Below are 22,076 nucleotides of genomic sequence, written 5' to 3'. Positions count from 1 at the left end.
TAATTAGGTGAGATCCCGCCTAATGAGGGAAATTAACGGGAGAAAATCCCGTTAATGCGAGCGGACGACGGGACTGGGCAGTATGGTCAGCGCACTCAGAAGATCGAGGCACTCTGGTGAAGAATTAGTTAGTTGAGTAATATGATTTGCCTGCAGTGTTTAGTTACGGTAGAAGGTAAAGACAAGTTAGAGCTTGGACTGTTAGGCTGGGCGAGGGCAGGCCTAGCCTTTAGGGGCGGGCACGGCCATGGTTGCCGTGATTGGCCAAGGTAGGCCATGGATAGGCCCTTGTTGGGCATGGATGTGCCCTGGATGGGACCTGGGCGGCGGATTAACGGGAAAACCTCCCGTTAAACGACGCGCGATTGGCTAGAGCAGCAACCTCGATAACATAGAATTCCTGCAAATCTGCATGTTTTTTTCCCTGTTCGGAACAAAAAAATGAAAACTCCTGCGATTCTGCAGGAATTTTCGACGAAACCGGCTCGATTGTCTAATATCGCTAAAAATGCCTGCAGTTTTGCATCTTTTTTCGAATCCTCTCGGGAACCGGCTTAAAATACCTGCAGATTGGCATCTTTTTGGAGTTGGGAAAGGTCGGAGAGTAGAGCGCTAGGCCCTTGATCCCCGTAGGTTTAAGGGTGAGGCACTAGAAGCGCCTAGTTTGCTACAACTGATCACCAACAACCGACCCGTACCGATTTAGCGCCGGGCCAACTTCCCATTACCGTTCAGAAGGGCCTCCCGCCACCTGTTGAACGCTTGCCAGGGGCCGCCGCCGTCCAACAGGGATTTGCCGATATAGATCCCCTCTTCGACGGAATCGGCGCGTTCCGTGAGATGCAGGCGCAAGGCGCTGTTCAAAACCGCCTGGTTGATGAAGGCCTGGTGGGCTTCACCGGTCAGGACGGCTTCGGTCACGCGCAGCTGCTCGGCGGCGGTCCATCGCGTTTCGGGCGGCACCGCTTCAAGCCCATAGGCTTCCGGGTCAATCACCCGGAGCCTGGCTTCGCTCGAATCGACCGTGTAAACGCGCGTAGGGCGGTCGATATGGACGTCCTCGGAGCCTTCCGGGCCCTGGACGATCAGGGCCTTTTGGTAATTCAGCCTCTGCAGGAGCTGGGCGGTCCGTTCAAACACGGTGTTGTGAAAAACACCGTACACGAGATACGGTGAGTGGCTGTAATCGACCAGCTTCTCCACAGTGTTGAGGATCGTGCGGAGGCCAAGCTCCTCCCGAAGCTCCCGCAGGTTCCGCAGCGGGGGACACCAAGCCTCGGCCGGCACGGCCAGGACGCCGCTTCCCTCGGCCGCGGCCGTCGTCCGCTCGCGGGAAAGCGCTCCTTCGTCAAGCCCCATGGCCTGGAGCACATCCATCAGGGTAACGCCCCACTTGGGCGGCAGTGAAGGGGTGCCGTGGATCGTTACCGGAACGCCGGCTGCGGCCAGCAGAAAGGCGGAGGCGAATCCGGCCATGAAGGAAGTTTTTCTTCCGTCGTATGGCCCGGCGCAATCCAGCCCCAGCCCCAGCCCCAGCCCGTCCGCGCTGCGCGGAATGCGCATTGACCGATCGCGGATCGCCTCGACGAAGGCGAGCAATTCTTCCACGCTCTCCATCTTGATCCGCTCCGCCAGGAGAAAGGCGCCGATTTGCGCCGGCGTCGCTTTCCGGTCCAGGATCAGCTCCGCGGCGGCGAGAGCTTCCTCGTAGTTCAGGTCGCGGGCGCCGCGTTTTCCCCGTCCGACTTCCTTCAATATATCCGTCATGTTCATACGGAATCCTCCTTGTGAACCCGCCTAGCCTTGCTAGGTTTTTAATTGTTGGTGAGCCTTGACGATCGAAGTGGCGATATCGACGATTCGTTTGCGTTCATTCATCGCCCGCCGGCGCAAAACGTCGTAGGCTTCCGCCTCCGGAATCCGGTTGATTTCGCACAAAATGCTTTTGGCTAAATCGATCCACTTGCGCTCCTCCAGCCGGGAGACCAGTTGGGCCCGCTCTTCAAGCCACTGACGCCGCTCAAAAAAATGCCTGCCGCCCAGGTGGAGGGCCCAATGGAGTTCGTGAGCTGACATGGTTGGTGTCAGGATGCCGTCGACCGGGATGTCTTCCTCGCAAGCTTCCAGGGAGGAGGCGGCCGTTTCGGCGCTGCACCACCAAAGAAGCGGAACCGGCTTCCACCGGGACAACCGCTGCTCCCAATCGCGAATTCCCGTGATCGGCAATTGGAGGACGACGGCATCGGCCTCCTGCATTTTTTTGCGGATATCCTGGCTTTGGCAGGAGGCAGATACCCGGTATCCATGGCGTTTCAGCAGATGCTCTGGCTCGGCATCACCTTCGGACGCATCGGATGGCCCCTCGTACTTCTTAAGGGAGGCGGATTCGCGAATGACCAACAGGAAACGCATCGGAATATAACCCTCCTATTCATTCCTACTTCAATAACCAACCCGTCATAAAACCTTACATAAAATCATCCTGTTTGAAAGTTTTATCTGTATTTTCGCGTGATATTTCTGAAAAATCAATATAATTTTCGTAAGAAAGCATGGATTAAGTGACATATGTAGCATTCAAGTCGCAAAATAATATAAGCTAACTTAACATGTAAACTATTTTCGCAAAATTCAGTTATTTAAAAATTTTATGTCATGTATATTGACATGCGGAGATTTATTGTTTATAATAGCCTCAACGATAACAACCAGTTCACATAACAAACCATCGGGCACAATGAGGTGTCGATGCTGAAGCGGCAACGGAGCCTGTCTTCGCCAGAATCAAGGATCGGAAATAAACATGCCATTCGCATGCTTATGACCGGCCTGTGGCGGAGCAGGCTTTTTCTGTTGTGCAGTGCTTGTACCGAGGACAAAAGAAACGGAAGGGGAGAACCGGACATGGGTGAAAAGAAAAAACTGGTGCTGGTCGGCAATGGGATGGCGGGAATGAGGACGGTCGAGCATGTCCTGAAGCTGGCCCCGGACGCTTATGAAATTACCGTTTTCGGAGCGGAGCCTCATCCGAATTATAACCGGATCATGCTGTCCTCCGTACTGGCGGGCGGGTCCGATATGAAAGAAATCGTAATCAACGACTTGGATTGGTACGCGGACAACGGAATCCGCCTTTACACCGGGGATGCGGTAGTCAAAATCGATACGATGAAGAAAAAGGTGGTTTCGGAGTCCGGCGTAGAGGCAGGGTACGACGCCCTGATCGTCGCCACGGGGTCTAACCCTTTTATGCTTCCGCTGCCCGGCGCGAACAAGGAAGGCGTCATCGGGTTCCGCGACATTAAGGACTGCCATTTAATGATGGAGGCTTCGAAAAAATACAAAAAAGCCGCCGTTATCGGCGGGGGGCTGCTGGGGCTGGAGGCGGCGAGAGGCCTGCTGCATCTGGGGATGGATGTCTCGGTGATCCATATCCATTCTTATTTAATGGAGCGCCAGTTGGATGAGCCGGCGGCCAAAATGCTGCAGCGGGAACTGGAGGCCCAGGGGATGAAATTCCTGATGGCCAAACAGACCGCGGCGATCCGGGGAGGGCGCCGGGCCGACGGGCTTGAATTCGCGGACGGCAGCTCCCTGGATGCGGACCTCATCGTTATGGCCGTGGGGATCAAGCCGAATGTGGAGCTGGCCAATTCGGCGGGACTGCAGGTCAACCGGGGCATCGTCGTGAACGACTTCCTCGAAACCAGCGTTCCGGGCGTCTATGCGGTAGGCGAGTGTGCCGAGCACCGCGGGATCGCCTATGGCCTCGTGGCTCCGCTGTACGAGCAGGGAAGTGTGCTGGCGAAGCGCCTGGCTGGCGTGGAAACCGGCGGCTACACGGGTTCGGTGACCTCGACGAAGCTGAAGGTGTCCGGGGTGGACGTTTTCTCGGCCGGGTATTTCATGGATGCCCCCGGAACGCGGTCGATGCGGATTCAGGACGACCTGGAGGGTACCTATAAAAAAATCGTGCTGCAAGACGATAAGCTGGTCGGTGCCGTGCTGTTCGGGGATACGTCGGATGGAGCCTCCCTGTTCGCGAAGATCAAGAGCGGGGAGAGCGTGGCCGGCAAGGAGAAAGAGCTGCTGCTCGGTTTCCCGGCTGGAGGTGGAGCGGCCGCTTCGCCGGCCGCCAGGCTCGCCGCCATGGCGGATGACGAAATCATCTGCGGCTGTAACGGCGTCTCCAAAGGCACGATCGTAAACGCGGTCAAGGACGGCTGCGGCACGGTCGGCGAAATCAAGGCCTGCACGAAGGCGTCCGGTTCCTGCGGCGGATGTAAGCCACTGGTCGAAGGGCTGCTCGAGCTGTATGGAGACGGGACCGCGGGCGAGCCTGTCAAGGAGGGCATCTGCGGGTGCACTTCGCTGGGACGCGATGAAATTGTGGAGAGCATTCGGGCGATGTCGCTCAAATCGGTAAAAGAAGTCATGAACGTGCTGGAATGGCGGGAGCCGGAAGGCTGCTCGAAATGCCGACCCGCGCTCAACTATTACCTGGGCATGCTCTGGCCGGCGGAATATATGGACGAGAAGGAGTCCCGCTTCGCCAATGAGCGGTACCACGCCAACATCCAGAAGGACGGCACTTATTCCGTCGTGCCGCGCATCTACGGCGGGGTAACTTCCCCGGCCGATCTCAAGCGGATCGCGGCGGTGGCGGAGAAATACGACGTGCCGATGGTCAAGTTTACCGGCGGACAGCGGATCGACCTGCTCGGCGTAAAGAAAGAGGACCTTCCGAAAATTTGGGCCGAGCTCGATATGCCGTCGGGCCATGCTTACGGCAAGGCTTTGCGGACCGTAAAAACCTGCGTCGGCTCCACGTTCTGCCGGTTCGGCACCCAGGATTCGATCGGCATGGGGATCGCGCTGGAGAAGGCCTTTGAACGGCTCAACACGCCGGGGAAAGTGAAGCTGGCCGTCTCCGGGTGCCCGCGGAACTGCGCCGAGGCGACGATCAAGGATCTTGGCGTGGTCGCGATCGACGGAGGCTGGGAACTTTATGTCGGCGGCAACGGAGGCGTCAAGGTTAGGGCGGCCGACTTGCTGTGCACGGTGAAGACGGAGGAGGAAGTCATGGAGTGGACGGCTGCGTACCTGCAATTTTACCGGGAGCAGGCCAACTGGAACGAACGCACGGCGCAATGGGTGGAGCGCGTCGGGCTGGAGACGATCAAGGCGGTGCTGGAAAACGCCGAGGAACGCCAGGCTTTGGCCGCCCGGATCGAAGAAACGCTGAGCCGGACGACGGATCCGTGGAAGGAGATCATCAACAGCGAAGAGCTGCGGAAAAACTTCGAACCGCTGCCGAGCGCGGAGCAGGTCGTGGGGTAATCGGACTATTTTGCGGATGGATGCCATGAATGATGATTTGGGAGGGAACAGCCATGCTGACGAAAATAAAAATCGCCCAAGTGCAGGATATCGATGTGCTGGGCTCACGGACTTTTACGGTGGGAGATAAAGAGATCGCCCTGTTCCGGCTAAGCGACGGCAGCGTTCATGCCGTGGAGAACCGCTGCCCGCACAAAGGCGGGCGGTTGTCGGAAGGGATGGTGTGCGGGTCCAACGTCCACTGTCCGCTGCACGATTGGAAGATCGATCTGCGGAGCGGCAACGTCCAGGAGCCCGACCACGGTTCGGTGATCGTGTATGAAACGGAAGTGGACGCCGCAACGGGCTCCGTCTACATCACTATAGATTAACTGGAACAGGGAGGCTGGGGCCGATGGATCATGTAAAACCTGCGGAAGTACTTGAAGCGATCATTGGAGCGGGGGCCGATAAGGCCGCCTTGGGCATCCGGCAAATGCTGGTGAAAGGCTTTTTGGCCGGCGCGATTCTGGCTTGTGCAACGACGCTGGCCTTCACCGCGACGCAGCAAACCTCACTTGGAGTGGTGGGGGCGTTCATTTTTCCCGTCGGTTTCGTCATCATTATTCTGCTGGGTTTGGAGCTCGTGACGGGCAGTTTTGCGCTGATCCCGCTCGCCGTTCTGGAACGGAAGGCCTCTTTCCGGCGGATGCTGGCGAACTTCGGCTGGGTCATTCTCGGGCACCTGCTCGGCTGCGCCCTTTATGCCGTTCTTTATGGGCTGACGATTACGAAAATGGGGACCGATTTGAGCCACCCCTTGGTCCATACGCTGATCACGACGAGCGAAGCCAAAACCCTCGGGTACAAGGCGATGGGCCTTTCGGGTCTGGGGCTGGTGCTGATCAAGGCGGTGCTGTGCAACTGGATGGTGACGCTCGGCGCGGTGATGGCCTTTACTTCGCGTTCGACTGCGGGAAAAATCATCGCCATGTGGCTGCCGATTCTGATCTTTTTTGCCCAGGGGTTTGAGCATGCGGTCGTCAACATGTTCGTCATTCCCGCCGGGATGCTGCTCGGGGCGAAGGTGAGCCTGACGGACTGGTGGATGTGGAACCAGCTTCCGGTGTTGGCCGGAAATTTGCTCGGGGGCGTGACTTTAACGGGCTTGGGACTCTACTTTTCGCTGAAAAAGAAAGCCTCCCCTGCAGCCCCCACCATTTCCCCAGTTGAGACGGGCGAGGGCCGGTTCATTCCGGCGCCCGCTTCCCGGGCGGGGGAAAGCGTATGATGCGCCATGGGCTGGGGGAAGGCTTCGTAAGCATCGTGGGAGCGGGCCCCGGCGATCCGGAGCTGATCACGGTGAAGGCGCTCAAGGCGATCCGTGCGGCGGACGTGATCCTGTACGACCGGCTGGTGAACGTCGAGCTGCTCACCTACGGCGATTCGCTCGCCGAGCGGATCTACTGCGGCAAGGCGCCGGGGCGGCACGCCATGACGCAGGACATGATCCAGCGCCGGATGATCGACAGCGCGCTGGAGGGCAAACGGGTGGTCCGCCTTAAGGGCGGGGACCCGTTCGTGTTCGGGCGCGGCGGCGAAGAGGCGCTGGCGCTGGCCGCCCGGGGCATCCCGTACGAGGTGATCCCGGGCATCACCTCGGCGATCGGCGCGGCGGCCGCGTCCGGCATCCCGCTGACGCACCGCGGCGTCGCGGCTTCCTTCGCCTGCGTGACGGGCAGCCGCTGCCCGGGCGCCGAGACCGGCGAGGACGGCGGAAGCCCGGCCGTCCAGTGGGAGCTGCTGGCCCATGCCGTCGACACGCTGGTGATCTACATGGGCGTCAGCCAGCTGAAGGAGATCCGCAGCGAGCTCCTGCGGCACGGCAAGGCCGCCTCGACGCCCGTGGCGCTCATCGAGAGCGGGACGACACGGCGGCAGCGCACGTTCACCAGCACGCTCGGCGAGGTGCACAAGGTGGCCGCGGCCGTGCAGATCAGCAACCCGGCGCTGATCGTGATCGGCGCGGCCGTGCTGGTCCGCGATCAGCTGGCCCAGCTGGAGCGCCAGGCGGCGTCGATGATCGGATAAGACTCAAAAAAGGTGTCCTCGATTATTTCGGGACACCTTTTTTTGAGTTTGCGGGCGAGTGGGTGGAAGTAATTATCGGGAAAAACTCCCGCTAATAGCCTCAATACGATTGGCAGTGTGCGTCTCGGCCTCATTCACCCGGAAGGCGCAAGGATCGAACTGAATGGCTGAGCGGTAGTTGTTCTCCCCGTTCCTATAATCGAGCTTTAGTTAATTGTTTTTGAGCTCGGCCAGCAGCTCGTAAGAATGCAAACGGGCCTTATGGTCATAGATTTGTCCGGCGACGATCAGTTCGTCCGCGCCGGTCTCCTGCAGGATTTCCTCCAACCGGGTCCGGACCGTGTCCGGGGAACCGATGGCCGAAAAGCCGAGTTGGCGCTGAACGAGCGCTTTTTCCTGCGGCGTCCAGATCTCCTCCAGGCTGTCGACCGGTGCGCTCAACTGGCCGGGGCGGCGGCGGATCAGGTTCAGGAATTGCATCTCCTGCGAAGTCGCCAGCCTGCGGGCCTCGGCATCCGTGTCGGCGACGATCACGTTCACGCCGACCATGGCGTACGGCTTCTCCAGGTGAACCGACGGCTGAAAATGGCCGCGGTACAAATCCAGCGCCGGCAACAGGTAATCCGGCGCGAAATGGCTGGCGAAGGAGAACGGCAGGCCCAGAGCGGCGGAGAGTTGAGCGCTGAAACCGCTCGAGCCCAGCAGCCAGATCGGGATGTTCAGCCCTTCGCCGGGTATAGCCCTTACCCGCATCGAGGAACTCGATACGGGGTGGAAGTACTCCCGGAGCTCGCGCAGCCGCTCCGGGAAGTCCTGGCCGTCGCTGCCCGGGCCGCGGCGCAGCGCCTGCGCCGTAAGCTGGTCGGAGCCGGGCGCCCGACCGAGGCCCAGATCGATCCGCCCGGGATACAGCGTCTCGAGCGTCCCAAACTGCTCGGCGATCACGAGCGGCGAATGGTTCGGCAGCATGATGCCGCCCGAACCGACGCGGATCGTGCTCGTTCCGCCGGCCACGTAGCCGATGGCTACCGAGGTGGCCGAGCTGGCGATTCCCGGCATGCTGTGATGCTCGGCGAGCCAGAAGCGCTTATAGCCCCATGCTTCGGCATGCCGGGCCAGATCCAGCGAGTTGTTTAGCGACTGGGCGGCCGTGCCGCCAGCGGTGATCGGGGCGAGATCCAATATGGACAGAGGAATCGCGGACAACGGTCTGTTATCGGAAACGTTAGGGAAATGAAGACCGTAACTAAGTTCAGACATGAAATCGATACCTCCCAATTTTTTATACATACTTTAGATCACTATCATACCAAAAGTAACTACAAAGATGAAAGTAGGGGCGGGATATGATGCATCTTTTCATTTAATATGCCCGACTTCTCTTGATCTGACCGAAATTTTGCCGGCATCATGCAACATCTTTGGATCGCGGGGGCGGCAAATTGTTGATGGGATTGGGAAAAGTCTCAAATAAGGCCGTTTGGGACGCTATTTGCAAGTAGGCATTATAGCGCGCGCCCGAGGCAGCCAACCGAGGCCAAACTTCTAACGGAAGCCATAGCCGCTATTTCGTGCTTTAAGGGGAAAATGGAATTCTAACGGACGTAGTAGCGGCTATTTCGGCAAAACAGGGTCATTTAAGCGGTGTTTGGCCCAAATAGGCGCTATTATTTCCGTTAGAATTCCTGAAGAGCCCATTTAAGCGAAATAGCGTCTATTATGTCCGTTAGCGTAACTTAGAGTAACAATGGGGAGTTGTCCCCCCGAGTAGCCAACCGAGGCCAAGCTTCTAACGGAAGCCATAGCTGCTATTTCGAACTTTCAGGGGAAAATGGAATTCTAACGGACGTAGTAGCGGCTATTTCGGCAAAACGGGGTCATTTAAGCGGTGTTTGGCCCAAATAGGCGCTATTATTTCCGTTAGAATTCCTGAAGAGCCCATTTAAGCGAAATAGCGGCTATTATGTCCGTTAGAGTAATTTTGAAGCTGGCTTTTATCGAAATGACGCCCTGTCGATCGAACGGAAGACCCTGTCTAGCCTCGGTCCCGAGGGTGCCGGCCCCGAGGATTCGGCACGACGCGAAAGATGCGCGTGCCTGGCCTCGCCTGAGCTTACCGCCGGCAATATGTGAGCATTGCGTGTGCCCAGCCTGGGTTATCCCTTGGCTAGATCCGCCCCGAGCACTCCGGCTCCACGCCAATTTGCCCGTACTCCCATTGCAGTCTCAAGCGCCGTCTCTGGCGTCCGGCCTCTCGCACCGTGTTTTCCCAAATGTATCTGGCCCTCCACATCGGCACCAGCGCATCAGCTTCCCGCCTCAGCCCACCGTGCATCAGCCCCTCCGGCCCGCATCATCTCCCACGGATCATCTCCCTCCCGCATCTGACCCGTTGTCATCCGTTTATCGTGTATCCGCTCGTGCATCCACTCATCCGCTCCCCTGCATCAGCCCCTGCTTTAGCTCTAAACGCCGCATTGCTCCAACGCCCCGTTGCTCCAACGTCTCGTTGCTCCAACGCCCCAACGCCCCAACGCCAAAACAGCCCGTCCAGCACAATATGCTGGACGGGCTGTTGAAGCTTAGCCTTTCACCGCGCCGGCGACAACGCCTTTGACGATGTATTTTTGCAGGAAGATAAATACGATGATCGAAGGGAGCACGGCCATTACCATGGCGGTCATCGCGTACTGCCAGTCGGAGGTGTATTGTCCGACGAAGGTGTAGGCGGCCAGGGTGAGCGTCTTGGTGTCCGGCGAGCCGTTGACCATCAGGAGCGGGAGCAGGAAGTCGTTCCAGATCCACATCACGTCGATGATGATGATGGTCGTCGTGACGGATTTCAGCAGCGGGAAGATCACGCTGAAGAAAAGCCGGAACCCGGAGGCGCCATCGATCGTGGCGCTTTCGTCGATCTCCTTCGGAATGCCTTTGACGAAGCCGTGATAGATGAACAGGGCGAGCGGGGCGCCGAAACCCCAGTACATAATGCCGAGTCCCCAGGTGCTTTCGGCAAGATGCAGGTTTTTGGCCATTTGCAGCACGGTCAGCATGATCGACTGGAACGGGATCAGCATCGGCATGATGCAAAGGAAGTAGATGATCCCGCTGGCCTTGGATTTCGTGCGCGCCAGTTTGTAAGCGGCGATGGAGGATATCAGGACGATACCGGCCAGGCCGAGAATGGTTATTACGGCATTGTTCAGGAACAGCCGCGGATAATTAATGAATTTCCAAACGTACGTATAGTTTTCGAACGCCAGCACCTTCGGAAGCGCGATGACGTCGGTCATGACCTCGGAAAAGTTCTTAAGCGAGTTGATGATGGTCAGAAACAGTGGATACAGGAATATCAAGGACAGAATGACCATCACGACTTCAAGCAGAATACGTCCTGTTTTGCTGGATTTCATTAAGCCTCAACCTCCCTGCGTTTAAAGATCGTTAACTGGATTACGGTGATGACGAGTACCGCAACGAACAGAATGAGCGCTTTCGCCGTACCGTAACCGTACAAGTTGTTTTGGAACGTGTCGCGGTAAATATCGTAAGCGACCGAGTAGGTCGTTCCGCCCGGACCGCCGCCCGTAAGGGACAGGATGACGTCGAACACTTTGATCGAGTTGGTCAGAGCCATGAACACGGAGATCGTGATCGACGGAGCGAGCAGCGGCAGCGTGATGTTGAAGAAGCGGCGGATCGGACCCGCGCCGTCCACGGTAGCGGCTTCCTTCAGGTCGTCCGGCACGGATTGAAGACCGGCGATATAGATCACGAGATAGAAGCCGATGGATTGCCAGAGCGAAACGAGCAGAATCGAGATAAAGGCGAGCCCGGGTTCACCCAGCCAACTGAGCTGGAAGATTCCCCATCCGGTGCTCTCCCCCAAGGACTCGAATCCTTGCATGAAGATAAACTTCCAGATAAAACCGACGATAACAAGGCTGAGGATATAAGGAATAAAGAACGCGGCTCTCAGCCAGTTGGTCGTTTTCAGCTTCATATCGAGGACCAACGCCAGCAGAATGGCCAGTACGTTGACCAGGATAATGTATAAAATGGCATATTTAATGGTGAACAAGGCCGCGTTTGTAAAGTTGGCGTCCCCCATAAAGATTTGCTTGAAGTTATCCAGTCCGATAAATTTCGGATGCTTCGAGATCCCGTTCCATTTCGTCAGGGAATAGCGGATCGTCATGATAAACGGATAATAGAACACGGCGATGACGCAAATTAGAACGGGAAGCGTAAAGGCTCCGAATTCGAGCTTTTCGGCACGTTTTCTCCCTAGTTTCAACATAATGCACCTCTTTTTCGTGGCGATGGTTTAAAATCGCTGTTGTATTTCAGTTATAATGCAATTATAGGACAGGGGGTATCCGGCCTAAATGGATTTAAATAAACAGTTAAGGGTAAAAAGGTGAACTGTGAAAAAGCGCGCAGATAGGATGGAGCAGATGAGACACCGCATAGATAAAGCCTTTCGAAGCCTGATCGAACCGATTTCCCGCAGGCTGGTCAATAAGCTTATTTTGTTTTTTTCCACGATTATTATCCTGGTTGTCGGTTCGTTAACGATCATTTCCTACAACATGCTGCAGCGGGAGTCCGTGGACCACAGCATCGAGAGCACGGCGAGCAACCTGAAGCTGGTCAATCAGAATCTGGAGGATTATCTGGCAGGGATCGAGCAGTTGTCCCTCCCGCAAATCCGATACGATGATCTGATCCGCGCCATTATCCATGAAGATCAGGATTACGCCGCCAAAATGTACCTGGAGGACTATCTCCGCAGTCTGTTTTATTCGCGCGACGACTTGAGCAGCATTTACTTGTACCTTGTCGGGCAGGGCAAGTATTATTCGATCACCCAGGAAGCTTACGATATCAAGCTGCGGATCAGTTACGAAGGGCGGATTCCGGAACAGCCCTGGTTCAAGGAGGCGATGGAAAGCCCGCATAACCGGTCTTACCAGTCTTTTTTGGATCCCGGGACGAAGACCGGCTATACCGCGAACGTGGATCCGGGGTTTATGGCCTATCACCGGGTACTGCGGTCGATCGCTTCGAGGGAGCCGCAGGCGGTGATATCTTTTTATTTAAAGCCCGATATGAAGAATGGAATTATGCAGGACATCCCGTTTGAGGACGGGGAGCACCTGCTTTATCTGGACCCTAACAATGTGCCGTTTCATACGGACGATCTTGAGTTTTACAAACAAATGAAAGAAGCGGGCGGACTTCCTCCGTCAGGTGAAAAGGCGGCGGCCGGACCGATGACCTGGACCGCGGAGGGCCAAAAATATCTGATCGTGTACAATGTCGGGGAGCAGGACGGCTGGAAGCTGGTCAAGCCGATCCCTTACAGCAACATCTACGAGCCGGCCCGGAGAACGCGGGATCTGAACTATTTGATCGGGTTTATTTTTCTGGCGATTTCGATCGTGCTGGTCACGCTGATCTCCAATGCGATCACGCAGCCGCTCAAAAAGCTGTCCCATCAGATGAAGCGGTTCAGCGAAGGAACCTTCGATGCCGAGGCCCCTGTGCGGGGCAGGGATGAAATTGCCTACCTGACGCGGCATTTTAACCGGATGGTTACCCGGACCAACGATCTGATCAATGAGCGGTACAAGATGAAGCTGGTGGAGAAAAATGCGATTTTAAAAGCGCTGGAGGCGGAAATCAATCCGCATTTCCTGTACAACGCGCTGCAGGCGATCTCCACCAAAGCGCTGAAGAGCGGCGATTTTGACGTCGCCGACATGGTGGATGCGCTGGCATTAACGCTGAGATACTGCATAAGCGGCAAAGACATCGTTTACGCTAGAGAGGAGCTTAAACATATCGACCGGTACATGGCGCTGCAAAAAGCCAGATTCGGCAGTCGGCTGGACGTATCCGTCGAATGGGACGATTCGCTGATGGAGCTGCAAATCCCCAAGCTGTCCATTCAAACGCTCGTTGAAAATTCCATCAAGCATGCGGTGGAGAAAGTCTCCATGGCGGTCCTGATCACGATCCGTGCGGAGCTTGCTGATACCCATGCGGTCATTACGGTGGAGGACAACGGGCCGGGAATTCCGCCGGCCCGGATGGAGGAAGTGCTGGCGTCATTCCGCAAGGAATGGGAGGAACAGGAAGGGGAGAACATCGGCTTGAAGAACTTGAACACCCGGCTGGTTCTACTTTACGGAGAGGAAGCCGGTTTGAAGATTGAGAGCGGGGAAGAAGGCACGAAAATGATCATGCTGATACCGCGGGGAGGCCAAAGTCATGTATAAAGTGCTGATCATTGACGACGAAGAACCGCTGCGCGAAGCGATTCGCATCCTAGGCGAATGGGAGCGGCTCCAGGTAGACACGGTGCTGGAGGCGACGGACGGCAAGTCCGGTCTCGACATGCTGCGCGAGCACGAACCCGACCTCGTTATGGTCGACATGAAGATGCCCGAAATGAACGGGGTGGAGTTTCTGCGGGCGGTGGAAGCGGAATTTCCCGAGCTGTTGACGATCGTCATCAGCGGGTACAACGATTTCGAATTTACCCGGCAGGCGATCCATTCCAAAGTGCTGGATTACTTGCTCAAACCGATTAACCGCCAGGACCTTAACCAGGCGCTCGGCAAGGCGATCGGCCTGTTGGAGGCGAAACGCGAGATTCGCAGCGAATCGATCCGGCGGAATATCGCTTTTAATATGTCGCTGCCGAAGCTGAAGGAGAAGATTTACTTCTCCATTATCGAACGAAGCTTCAAGAAGCAGAGCAACAAGGCCTTTCTGGCGCTGATCGGCGCCGAAGAGGAGAACCTGCGATATGGGACGCTCGTCCTGCGGATTTTGAATATGGAGTCGATTCGGGACAGTCGGTTCAATTCGGATACGGAGCTGCTCTATTTTGCCGTGGCGAATGTAATCAATGAAATGTCGGATGACGGATTGCAATGCTTCAGCTTCGCGAATCCTAAGCAGGAACGGGAAATCATCGCGGTGTATACCGCTAACGGGGGGTACCCGCAGGAGCTGTTGTTCCGCTCGGAACAATTGTTGAAGCGCGTTGTCTCCACGCTGAGTTCTTTGTTCGGCATCATTGCGGCCGGCGGGGTCGGCCAGTCTTGCGGCGATCCGCTGGAGCTCGCCGACTCTTATGAAGCGGCGAGCTCCTCGCTCAAGGCGATCGACCTGTTAAAGCTGACGGGGAAGGCGGTGATCGGTTCCGGGGACCAGCGGAAGGCCCGCGACGTGCATTCCCTGACCGGCCGGATGCCGATTCTGCGCAGCGCCCTGGAAGCCGGTAACTTGAACCATGCCAAAACAGTCCTCGGCGAATTTGTCCGCAAAGTTCGCGCTTCCGCCTTTTTCGGCCTGGGAGATGCGGATCGGATGGTTCGCGAGATTGTCGTTCTTTTTAATGATATGGCTCTGGAGCTTGGCGTTTCGTCGGACCGGCTGCCGTCTTTCAGCGGAGAACGCGGGCTGCGCTCGGTTCGGGTGATGACCGATTTTGCGACCTTTGACGAATTCGAGGGCTTGCTGATGCGGGTCCTGGAATACTATAGTGAGCAAATTCGCCAGGCCATGGCCGGGAGACGTCCGTTCAATGTGGAGGACATCAAGGAGTATATCGATAACCACTACTATGAAGATATTAAAATATCCATGTTTACGGAGAAGTACTTTTTAAGCCGGGAATATTTAATGAAACTGTTTAAACAGCAGTACGGTTACGGGATTCACGAGTATGTTCAAAAGGTGCGCATGGACAAGGCGCAGGAACTGCTCGACGACTCCACCCTGAAAATTCAGGAAATTTCCGAAATGCTGGGTTACAAGGACAAGAATTATTTCAGCAAAGCCTTTCGGAACTACTACGCCATCTCCCCGTCGGAATACCGGAGTCAGCGGGCGGAGGGGGCTAAAAAGTGAACTGCGCCAGGACACCACTTTTTTACCCTCAAGACACCACATATCTACATTTTTATTGGACACCCTTTTAATTAGAATAGGGAGCATAGAAGGTCAAACCTCTAGAATAAACACAACCAAGAAAGTGGGGGTATAAATGAAAAAGAAGATTTGGGCGGGTCTTTTTAGCCTGACGCTGATCATGGGACTTTTATCCGCTTGCGGCGGCAATAACGCGGCCAACAACGGGGCGACGGGAGGTACGGGCGCTGGAAACGGCGGTGCTGCGAACGACAACAAGAAGGTCACCATCAACATGTTTACGGCTTCGCCGGAATACACGGATGCGTTTAATGCCTACATCGAAGAATATAAAAAAGTGAAGCCGAACGTAACGATCAATCTGGAAATTATGCAATCCGACTACAACACCGTATTGAAATCCAGAATCGCGGCAGGCAGCACGCCGGACGTATTCCAAACGACCGCGGGCGGGGACATCGATACTTACGCCGAATACAGCGCCGACTTGACCAACGAACCGTTGGCGGCAGCCATGACGGACGCCGTTCGCGCCAACATGAGTTCCAGCGACGGCAAAGTGCTCGGTCTGCCGGTAAAAGGCAACCTCTTCTCGATCGTATATAACAAGAAATTGTTTGAGGAAGCCGGGATCACGACATTCCCTAGAACGACAGCCGAGATGGAAGACGCCATCGCCAAGCTGGAAGCCAAAGGCATCACGCCATTCGCCAATGCCTACAAAGAATGGTGGGTATGGAAGCACCTCTTCCAACACTTTGTGGATGCCGCCGCACAGGATGCCGGCGTAACTCCGAAAGAACTCGTCGACAAATTTATCGCCGGGGAAGCCAAAATCAAGGATTATCCTTTGCTGTACAATAACTTCTTCGCTTATGTTGACACGACGGTAAAACATGGTACGGACAAGCCTTTGGAGCGCGACAGCAACGCTCAAGTCAGCGACTTCGCATCCGGCAAGGCCGCGATTCTGAACGGTAAGGGCGCATGGGACGAAGAAGCGATCAAGAAAATTACGCCGGACATCCAAATCGGTATCGCGGGATACCCTGTCAGCGACAAGCCGGAGCAATCCCAAATCATTACGGGGGCCGACCAGGCGCTGCGGATCAACAAAGATTCCGCTGTAGCGAAGGAAACGATTGAATTCTTCAACTGGCTGTATACTTCGGAATACGGTAAGAACTGGTTCTCCAGCGTTGCGAAAGTAATCCCTCCAATCAAGGACGCTCCGCTTCCTGATCTGGATATGCCGAAGCAAATGGACGAAATTTTGAAAAAAGAGCCTTCCGGCGACCTCTCCATCAACTACTCGCTGGATACGTTCCACCAAAAATTCGGTGAAATTATGCAGGCTTACATTGGCGGCAGCAAAGATAAAGACGCTGCAGTAGCCGAAATCGAACAAGCTTGGGTACAACTCGGTTCCGCTCAATAATACCGGGCCGCGAGTCACTCCCCTTAACGCAGCACCGCCTGGTGCTGCGTTAAGTTTTTTTCAGGAATTGGAAGGTATAGGATGAAGTAAAGAGTACGGCGATGGCGTCTCAACTTGCATAGACCCATGATAAAAGAGATATGAGGAGGAGAACGATGACGAAGACTCGGAACATCGAGATGATAGAAAACGGATTGCACCTGGTCTTGGAGATCACGGAGGAACAGGATGTCCGGCTGCTGCATTTCGGGGCGGTGCCGTACGACGAGCGGGAAATTCGCGAAGATCAAAAACAAGGCTTTCGCCTGATGGAATTGCAGCTTACCGGCGAAGACCGGGAGGAATACCACGGCCGGACGCACCGCGCCACTTACCCCGGACTGCGAATGCGCTATGCCGGTCATGCGGATGTCCGGAACGAGACGGGGCGCAAGCTGGAAATCACGCTCAAGGACCCGGTAACCTCGCTTTCGGCCGTGCAGCACATTCAGTTTTACGATGGCGTTCCCACCGCCCGCGCCTGGGTGGTTTTAAGCAATGAAGGAACGGAAGAACTGGGCGTGGAATACGTCTCTTCCTTCGCATTGACCGGAATCGACAAGGAGGGGGTACGGTCCCGCGACGAGAAAATGAAGCTGTTCATTCCGCATACGGGGTGGCAGAGCGAATTGCAGTGGAGAGCGTACCGGCTGCCCGAGCTCGGGCTGTCCCATTTGACCGACCGGTCCTCAAAACGAATTTCTTGCAGCAATACCGGGTCTTGGTCCGCCGCGGAACATATTCCGATGGCGGTGCTGGAGAACGAGGAGGCGGGTACGACCCTCTTCTGGCAGATCGAGCATAACGGCTCCTGGCACTGGGAAATCATCGACCAGAACGATTATTTGACCGCGTTGATCAGCGGACCGACCGAACACGACAACCATTGGTGGGACAAGCTGGCACCGGGAGAGCGGTTCGTCAGCATCCCGGTCGCCGTCGGCTCGGTGTCCGGCGGATTCGACGAGGCCATCGGGGCGCTGACCCGATACCGGCGCAAAATCCGCAGACCGAACGAGGATAACCGGCTGCTGCGGGTAATTTTTAACGATTATATGAACTGTCTGTGGGGCAGCCCGACGACGGCGAAGCTGCTGCCGCTGATCGATGCCGCCGCTGAGGCGGGAAGCGAATACTTTTGCATCGATGCCGGTTGGTATGCCGCAGGGGAATGGTGGGACGGCGTGGGCGAGTGGCTGCCCTCGGAGGAACGTTTCCCGGAAGGCATCAAATATGTCCTCGACTATATTCGGGGCAAGGGCATGATTCCGGGTCTGTGGCTGGAGTTGGAAGTCATGGGCATCCACAGTCCCAAGCTGAAAGATACGGATGACAGCTGGTTCTTTATGCGGCACGGCAAACGGGTCAAAGACCGGAGCCGGTATCAGCTGGACTACCGGAATCCGGCGGTCCGGGCGCACGCGACCGAGGTGATCCGCCGGCTGGTGGAGGACTACGGCGTCGGATACATCAAGATGGACTACAACATCAATGCGGGGATCGGGACCGAAGCCGGGGCGGACAGCGTAGGCGACGGGCTGCTCCAGCATAACCGCGCTTATCTGGAGTGGCTGGACGGCATTTTTGCCCGTTATCCCGACCTCGTCATCGAGAACTGCTCCAGCGGCGGCATGCGCATGGACTATGCGATGCTCAGCCGTCACAGCATCCAGTCCACCAGCGATCAGGAGGACTACGTCAATTACGCGGCGATCGCGGCGGCTTCCCCGTCCGCGCTGACGCCGGAGCAGTCGGCCATCTGGTCATACCCGCTGCGGGAAGGCGACGACGAGGAAGTCGTGTTCAACATGGTCAACGCGCTTTTGCTGCGCGTGCACCAAAGCGGCCACCTGGCCGAACTCAGCCCGCGCCGGCGGGAACTGGTGAAGGAGGCCTTGGATTACTACAAAACGATCCGCGCGGATATCCCCGAAGCGCTGCCGTTCTGGCCGCTCGGCTTGCCGACCCAGCAGGACGAATGGGTGAGTCTCGGACTTCGGCGGGAGGACCGGGTGTACCTGGCGGTGTGGCGGGTGCGGGCTGCGGAGTCGGGCAATCCGCACAAGCCGGCGGAGACAACCATCCCGCTGGACTGGTTAAAGGGCAAGCCGCTTCAAGTGCGTCTCGCTTACCCGCAGGGTTTTGCGGGCGATTGCGTCTGGAGCGCCGAAGACGGGGAGCTGAAGGTCGTCTTGCCGGCCGAGAAAACCGCAAGATTGTACGAGATTACCGTGGGGGAGTAGCGAAACGGTAAGAAATGTCAGTTTAGCAAAGCCGGATCCGATGGAATGAAGAAAGGGCCGTATTCACAACCTATGGTGGAGTACGGTCCTTAATTTCAGTTGACAGGAAACCGTTTGGTTTCATATAATGGCACCATGCTTAAAATGAAAACCAAAGGGTTTCCTAATGGAGGGAGAATGGATGATGGAAGATAAGCTGAATGAAACGCTGCCGGATATCCGGCATACTATTTTATTGCATGCAACGGCAGAAAAGGTTTGGGAGGCCGTCGCCACGGCGGAGGGATTGTCGGCCTGGTTTATGCCGAATGATCTGAAGCCGGTGGTGGGACATGAATTTCATTTGCAGGCGGGGCCCTTCGGGCAATCCCCGTGCAAAGTAACGCTTGTGGATCCGCCGAACAAGTTGTCTTTTAATTGGGGTAAAGATTGGACGCTGACCTTTGAGCTGGTGGAAAAAGAGGGGCAGATCGAGTTTACGCTCATCCACGGCGGCTGGACCGCGGCTCAAGTGACGGAATTCGGCGAGCCCCATGACATTGTGCGCGACCGGATGGACCAAGGCTGGGCCGGACTGGTTAACAAGCTGTCCGCCTACGTCGGAGGTTAACGATGACGAACACGGCCGCCGCGCCGAAACAAGATGTCTTTCAAGCGGTCGCGGATCCGACCCGGCGCGAGCTTCTGGGTTTGCTCGGCGACCGGGAGCTGCCGCTGAAAGACCTGACCGGCCATTTTCCGATGAGCCGGACCGCCGTTTCCAAGCATCTTCGTGTCCTCTCCGATGCGGGACTGGTCCGGGAACGGAAGGTAGGCCGGGAAACGCGCTACCGGCTTAACGCCGATCCGCTGCTCGAGCTGAAGCGCTGGCTCGCTTACTTCGACCGCTTCTGGGAGAATAAGCTCTCCCTGCTGAAGCATTATGTCGAATCCAGCCCGGACACCGGTACGCCCGCAGCTGCGGAAGAACGCCTCCGGCTGGCAAGCCCGGCACAGCAACCGACCTTGCCGCACCAGGCATCCTCGGTTCAGGTCCCGGAGGATTGACGGTGAAACTGGAGCGGTCATTCTTAGTGAATGAACTGGAAAAACTCCAGTTCATTCAAGCCAAATCGGCCCAACCACCGATTTTACCACTAGCGTTGCATTAACTCGAGGGGTCTAATGGCTGTAATCGCCTCCCTTTGAAACCGGGCGGGTGGATAACGGCCTTTTGCGGCGCGATTTTGTCGAATTTGGCTCTTTGCTGTGAAATAGCGGTCATTTGGGGCCTTATTTTAGAGAAAGTCGGGCCAAAAACGGATTTTTGGGCTCGCACCAGAGAAATAGGGCCCTTTTTAGCCGCTATTTTTCCCGAAAAGCAAATCTGGGCGAAATAGCGGCCCAAAATGCCGCTATCATAACGAACGGTAAGCCCCTCCCGTTTTATGAGAACCGCCTCCGGGTCAAAAAACCGGATCGGCGGTTCTTTTATTTCGGTGTCGGTTTGTGCCATCATGAGGATAAGGAGAGATGACGCATGTTCAATGATTTTCGGCTTGCCGCGGGCCGTCCGGTTTATATCCAGGTGAGGGATTACCTCAAAGGGCTGATCCTGAAAGGCGCTTTGCAGAGTGAGCAAAAGCTGCCGTCGACGCGGGAATTGGGAGAGCTGCTGGGCGTCAGCCGCAACAGCGTGATTTCCGCCTATACCCTGCTGGAAGAAGAGGGATTCATCTACGCCCAAGCGGGCCGGGGCAGCTATGTCGCTTCGGATGCGAGCCTTCCCGGGCCGGCGGCGGACGCCGAACCATGGCGTATGGACTGGAAGGAACGGATGAGCCGACAGGCGCGGCAGGCGGTAGAGCTGGATCATATGAAACGCGGCCTCCGTGCGGAGAAGGGGACGATTTCATTCACCAGCATCGCCCCCGATGAACAGCTGTTTGATCTCGAAAACGTCAAACGGGCTTTTTTGGACCGCATGGCCATGGAAGGCCGGGTGCTTTTGAATTACGGATATGCCAAAGGCTATAAGCCGTTAATGGACTATTTGCTGAACTATATGGAGAGCAAGGGCGTCGATTTGCAGGGGAAAGACATCCTTATCACCAACGGGTTCACGGAAGGGCTCGACATCGTGTTGTCCGCCCTGCATCGCGAATCCGGAGGTGCGGTCATTTGCGAAAATCCGACGCATTATACAGCGATCAAAAATCTCAAACTGCACGGTTTTGAGATCACGGGCATCCCTATGGACCCGGACGGGATCGATTTGGAGAGGCTGGAGGAGGCTTTGGCGGAACGCGCTTACGATTGCGCCTACCTGGTCCCTTCCTACCACAATCCGACAGGGATTGTAACTTCCGCGGAAAAAAGACTGGCCCTGCTTCAGCTGTTCAGCCGCTACCGCATCCCGGTCATCGAGGATGGATTCAATGAAGAACTGCGCTACTCGGGTTCGCATGTGGCTCCGCTGATCGCGATGGCGGGAACGGGCAACAGCGTAGTCTACCTGGGAAGCTTCTCGAAGGTGCTGTTCCCGGGGATTCGCGTCGGCTGGGTGCTGGCGGACCGCGCGTTGATCGACAGCCTGGAAAGCGTAAAGCGGGCGCGCAGCATCCACACCTCGACGCTGGATCAATCGCTGCTTTTTCAATATTTGCAGAACGGGAATTTGGAGAAGTATTTGAAGAAGGCCCGGATGGAATATAAACGGAAATATGAATGGACCAAGGCCTGCTGCGAGCGGTATATCCCGTTTAGCCGGCTATCGGGGAGCGGGGGGCTGCATCTTTTCATCGAATTCCCCGAAGATTTCGACACCTGGAAACTGCTGGAGGCCTGCTCGGAACAAGGGGTGATCTTTACGCCGGGAGATATGTTTTATACGGATGGCCGGGGGCGGAATACGATGCGGATCGGTTTCTCCAGAGTGTCCGACGAGGATATCGGGACCGGCATCCGCTTGATTGGCGAGACGGCGGCAAAGATGATGGGGAACTGACGGGAAACAACGG

At 56.4% G+C, this 22,076-nt stretch carries 17 protein-coding genes; 11 read left to right on the top strand and 6 right to left on the bottom strand.

Annotation, left to right across the window (positions count from 1 at the left end):
- Nucleotides 1-702: 702 nt before the first annotated feature.
- Nucleotides 703-1,773 carry an anthranilate phosphoribosyltransferase gene (locus tag LBW89_RS10250; protein ID WP_148453376.1) on the bottom strand — a complete coding sequence of 357 codons (1,071 nt, stop codon included), beginning with the start codon at nucleotides 1,771-1,773 and terminating at the stop codon, nucleotides 703-705.
- 33 nt (nucleotides 1,774-1,806) lie between these two features.
- On the bottom strand, nucleotides 1,807-2,412 hold the full coding sequence (locus tag LBW89_RS10245; RefSeq protein ID WP_148453374.1) for an ANTAR domain-containing response regulator: 606 nt from the start codon (nucleotides 2,410-2,412) through the stop codon (nucleotides 1,807-1,809).
- Between the two features lie 492 nt (nucleotides 2,413-2,904).
- Between LBW89_RS10245 and nirB the strand changes: the two genes are divergently transcribed.
- From nirB to cobA, 4 genes are read left to right on the top strand one after another with little or no spacing between them, the layout of a single operon-like run.
- A complete protein-coding gene (gene nirB / locus LBW89_RS10240; RefSeq protein WP_148453370.1) occupies nucleotides 2,905-5,340 on the top strand; it encodes a nitrite reductase large subunit NirB in 2,436 nt (811 codons plus the stop codon).
- 53 nt (nucleotides 5,341-5,393) lie between these two features.
- On the top strand, nucleotides 5,394-5,711 hold the full coding sequence (gene nirD, locus LBW89_RS10235) for a nitrite reductase small subunit NirD (RefSeq protein WP_213507023.1): 318 nt from the start codon (nucleotides 5,394-5,396) through the stop codon (nucleotides 5,709-5,711).
- A 23-nt stretch (nucleotides 5,712-5,734) separates the two neighbouring features.
- Complete coding sequence (locus LBW89_RS10230; RefSeq protein WP_225039108.1) at nucleotides 5,735-6,610, top strand: formate/nitrite transporter family protein; 876 nt, start codon at nucleotides 5,735-5,737, stop codon at nucleotides 6,608-6,610.
- Nucleotides 6,610-7,410, top strand: a complete 801-nt coding sequence (gene cobA / locus LBW89_RS10225; protein ID WP_225039171.1) for a uroporphyrinogen-III C-methyltransferase — start codon at nucleotides 6,610-6,612, stop codon at nucleotides 7,408-7,410. Before LBW89_RS10230 ends, cobA begins: the two co-directional genes overlap by 1 nt.
- A gap of 210 nt (nucleotides 7,411-7,620) precedes the next feature.
- Here the strand turns inward: cobA and LBW89_RS10220 are convergent, their stop codons facing one another.
- The 4 genes from LBW89_RS10220 to LBW89_RS10205 all read right to left on the bottom strand — a co-directional run bounded on the left by LBW89_RS10220 (nucleotide 7,621) and on the right by LBW89_RS10205 (nucleotide 11,710).
- Nucleotides 7,621-8,670: an LLM class flavin-dependent oxidoreductase gene (locus LBW89_RS10220; protein ID WP_225039107.1), complete on the bottom strand. Its 1,050-nt coding sequence runs from the start codon at nucleotides 8,668-8,670 to the stop codon at nucleotides 7,621-7,623.
- A gap of 907 nt (nucleotides 8,671-9,577) precedes the next feature.
- Complete coding sequence (locus LBW89_RS10215; protein WP_225039106.1) at nucleotides 9,578-9,745, bottom strand: hypothetical protein; 168 nt, start codon at nucleotides 9,743-9,745, stop codon at nucleotides 9,578-9,580.
- A gap of 247 nt (nucleotides 9,746-9,992) precedes the next feature.
- On the bottom strand, nucleotides 9,993-10,823 hold the full coding sequence (locus tag LBW89_RS10210) for a carbohydrate ABC transporter permease (protein WP_225039105.1): 831 nt from the start codon (nucleotides 10,821-10,823) through the stop codon (nucleotides 9,993-9,995).
- Nucleotides 10,823-11,710, bottom strand: coding sequence for a carbohydrate ABC transporter permease (locus LBW89_RS10205; RefSeq protein WP_148453358.1), 888 nt, complete (start codon nucleotides 11,708-11,710; stop codon nucleotides 10,823-10,825). Before LBW89_RS10205 ends, LBW89_RS10210 begins: the two co-directional genes overlap by 1 nt.
- 157 nt (nucleotides 11,711-11,867) lie before the next feature.
- Between LBW89_RS10205 and LBW89_RS10200 the strand changes: the two genes are divergently transcribed.
- The 7 genes from LBW89_RS10200 (at nucleotide 11,868) to LBW89_RS10170 (ending at nucleotide 22,063) form a co-directional block, all read left to right on the top strand.
- A complete protein-coding gene (locus LBW89_RS10200) occupies nucleotides 11,868-13,694 on the top strand; it encodes a sensor histidine kinase (protein ID WP_225039104.1) in 1,827 nt (608 codons plus the stop codon).
- Nucleotides 13,687-15,336 (top strand): response regulator, encoded by a 1,650-nt coding sequence (locus LBW89_RS10195; protein WP_225039103.1) that lies wholly within the window; start codon nucleotides 13,687-13,689, stop codon nucleotides 15,334-15,336. Before LBW89_RS10200 ends, LBW89_RS10195 begins: the two co-directional genes overlap by 8 nt.
- Nucleotides 15,337-15,472: 136 nt before the next feature.
- The gene (locus LBW89_RS10190) at nucleotides 15,473-16,795 is read left to right on the top strand and encodes an extracellular solute-binding protein (protein WP_225039102.1); all 1,323 of its coding nucleotides are present in this window, start codon (nucleotides 15,473-15,475) and stop codon (nucleotides 16,793-16,795) included.
- A 155-nt stretch (nucleotides 16,796-16,950) separates the two neighbouring features.
- Nucleotides 16,951-19,077: an alpha-galactosidase gene (locus LBW89_RS10185; RefSeq protein ID WP_225039101.1), complete on the top strand. Its 2,127-nt coding sequence runs from the start codon at nucleotides 16,951-16,953 to the stop codon at nucleotides 19,075-19,077.
- A gap of 184 nt (nucleotides 19,078-19,261) precedes the next feature.
- Entirely contained in the window at nucleotides 19,262-19,687 is a 426-nt protein-coding gene (locus tag LBW89_RS10180; protein WP_225039170.1) for an SRPBCC family protein, read from the top strand.
- A 2-nt stretch (nucleotides 19,688-19,689) separates the two neighbouring features.
- Complete coding sequence (locus LBW89_RS10175) at nucleotides 19,690-20,124, top strand: ArsR/SmtB family transcription factor (protein WP_148453343.1); 435 nt, start codon at nucleotides 19,690-19,692, stop codon at nucleotides 20,122-20,124.
- A 472-nt stretch (nucleotides 20,125-20,596) separates the two neighbouring features.
- Nucleotides 20,597-22,063, top strand: coding sequence for a PLP-dependent aminotransferase family protein (locus LBW89_RS10170; RefSeq protein WP_148453340.1), 1,467 nt, complete (start codon nucleotides 20,597-20,599; stop codon nucleotides 22,061-22,063).
- Nucleotides 22,064-22,076: the final 13 nt, after the last annotated feature.

This window comes from Paenibacillus sp. alder61 (genome assembly GCF_020179875.1).
GTDB classification, from domain to species: domain Bacteria; phylum Bacillota; class Bacilli; order Paenibacillales; family Paenibacillaceae; genus Fontibacillus; species Fontibacillus faecis.
The sequence above is the reverse complement of the archived record's forward strand: the minus strand, read 5'-3'. Positions and strand labels throughout refer to the sequence as shown.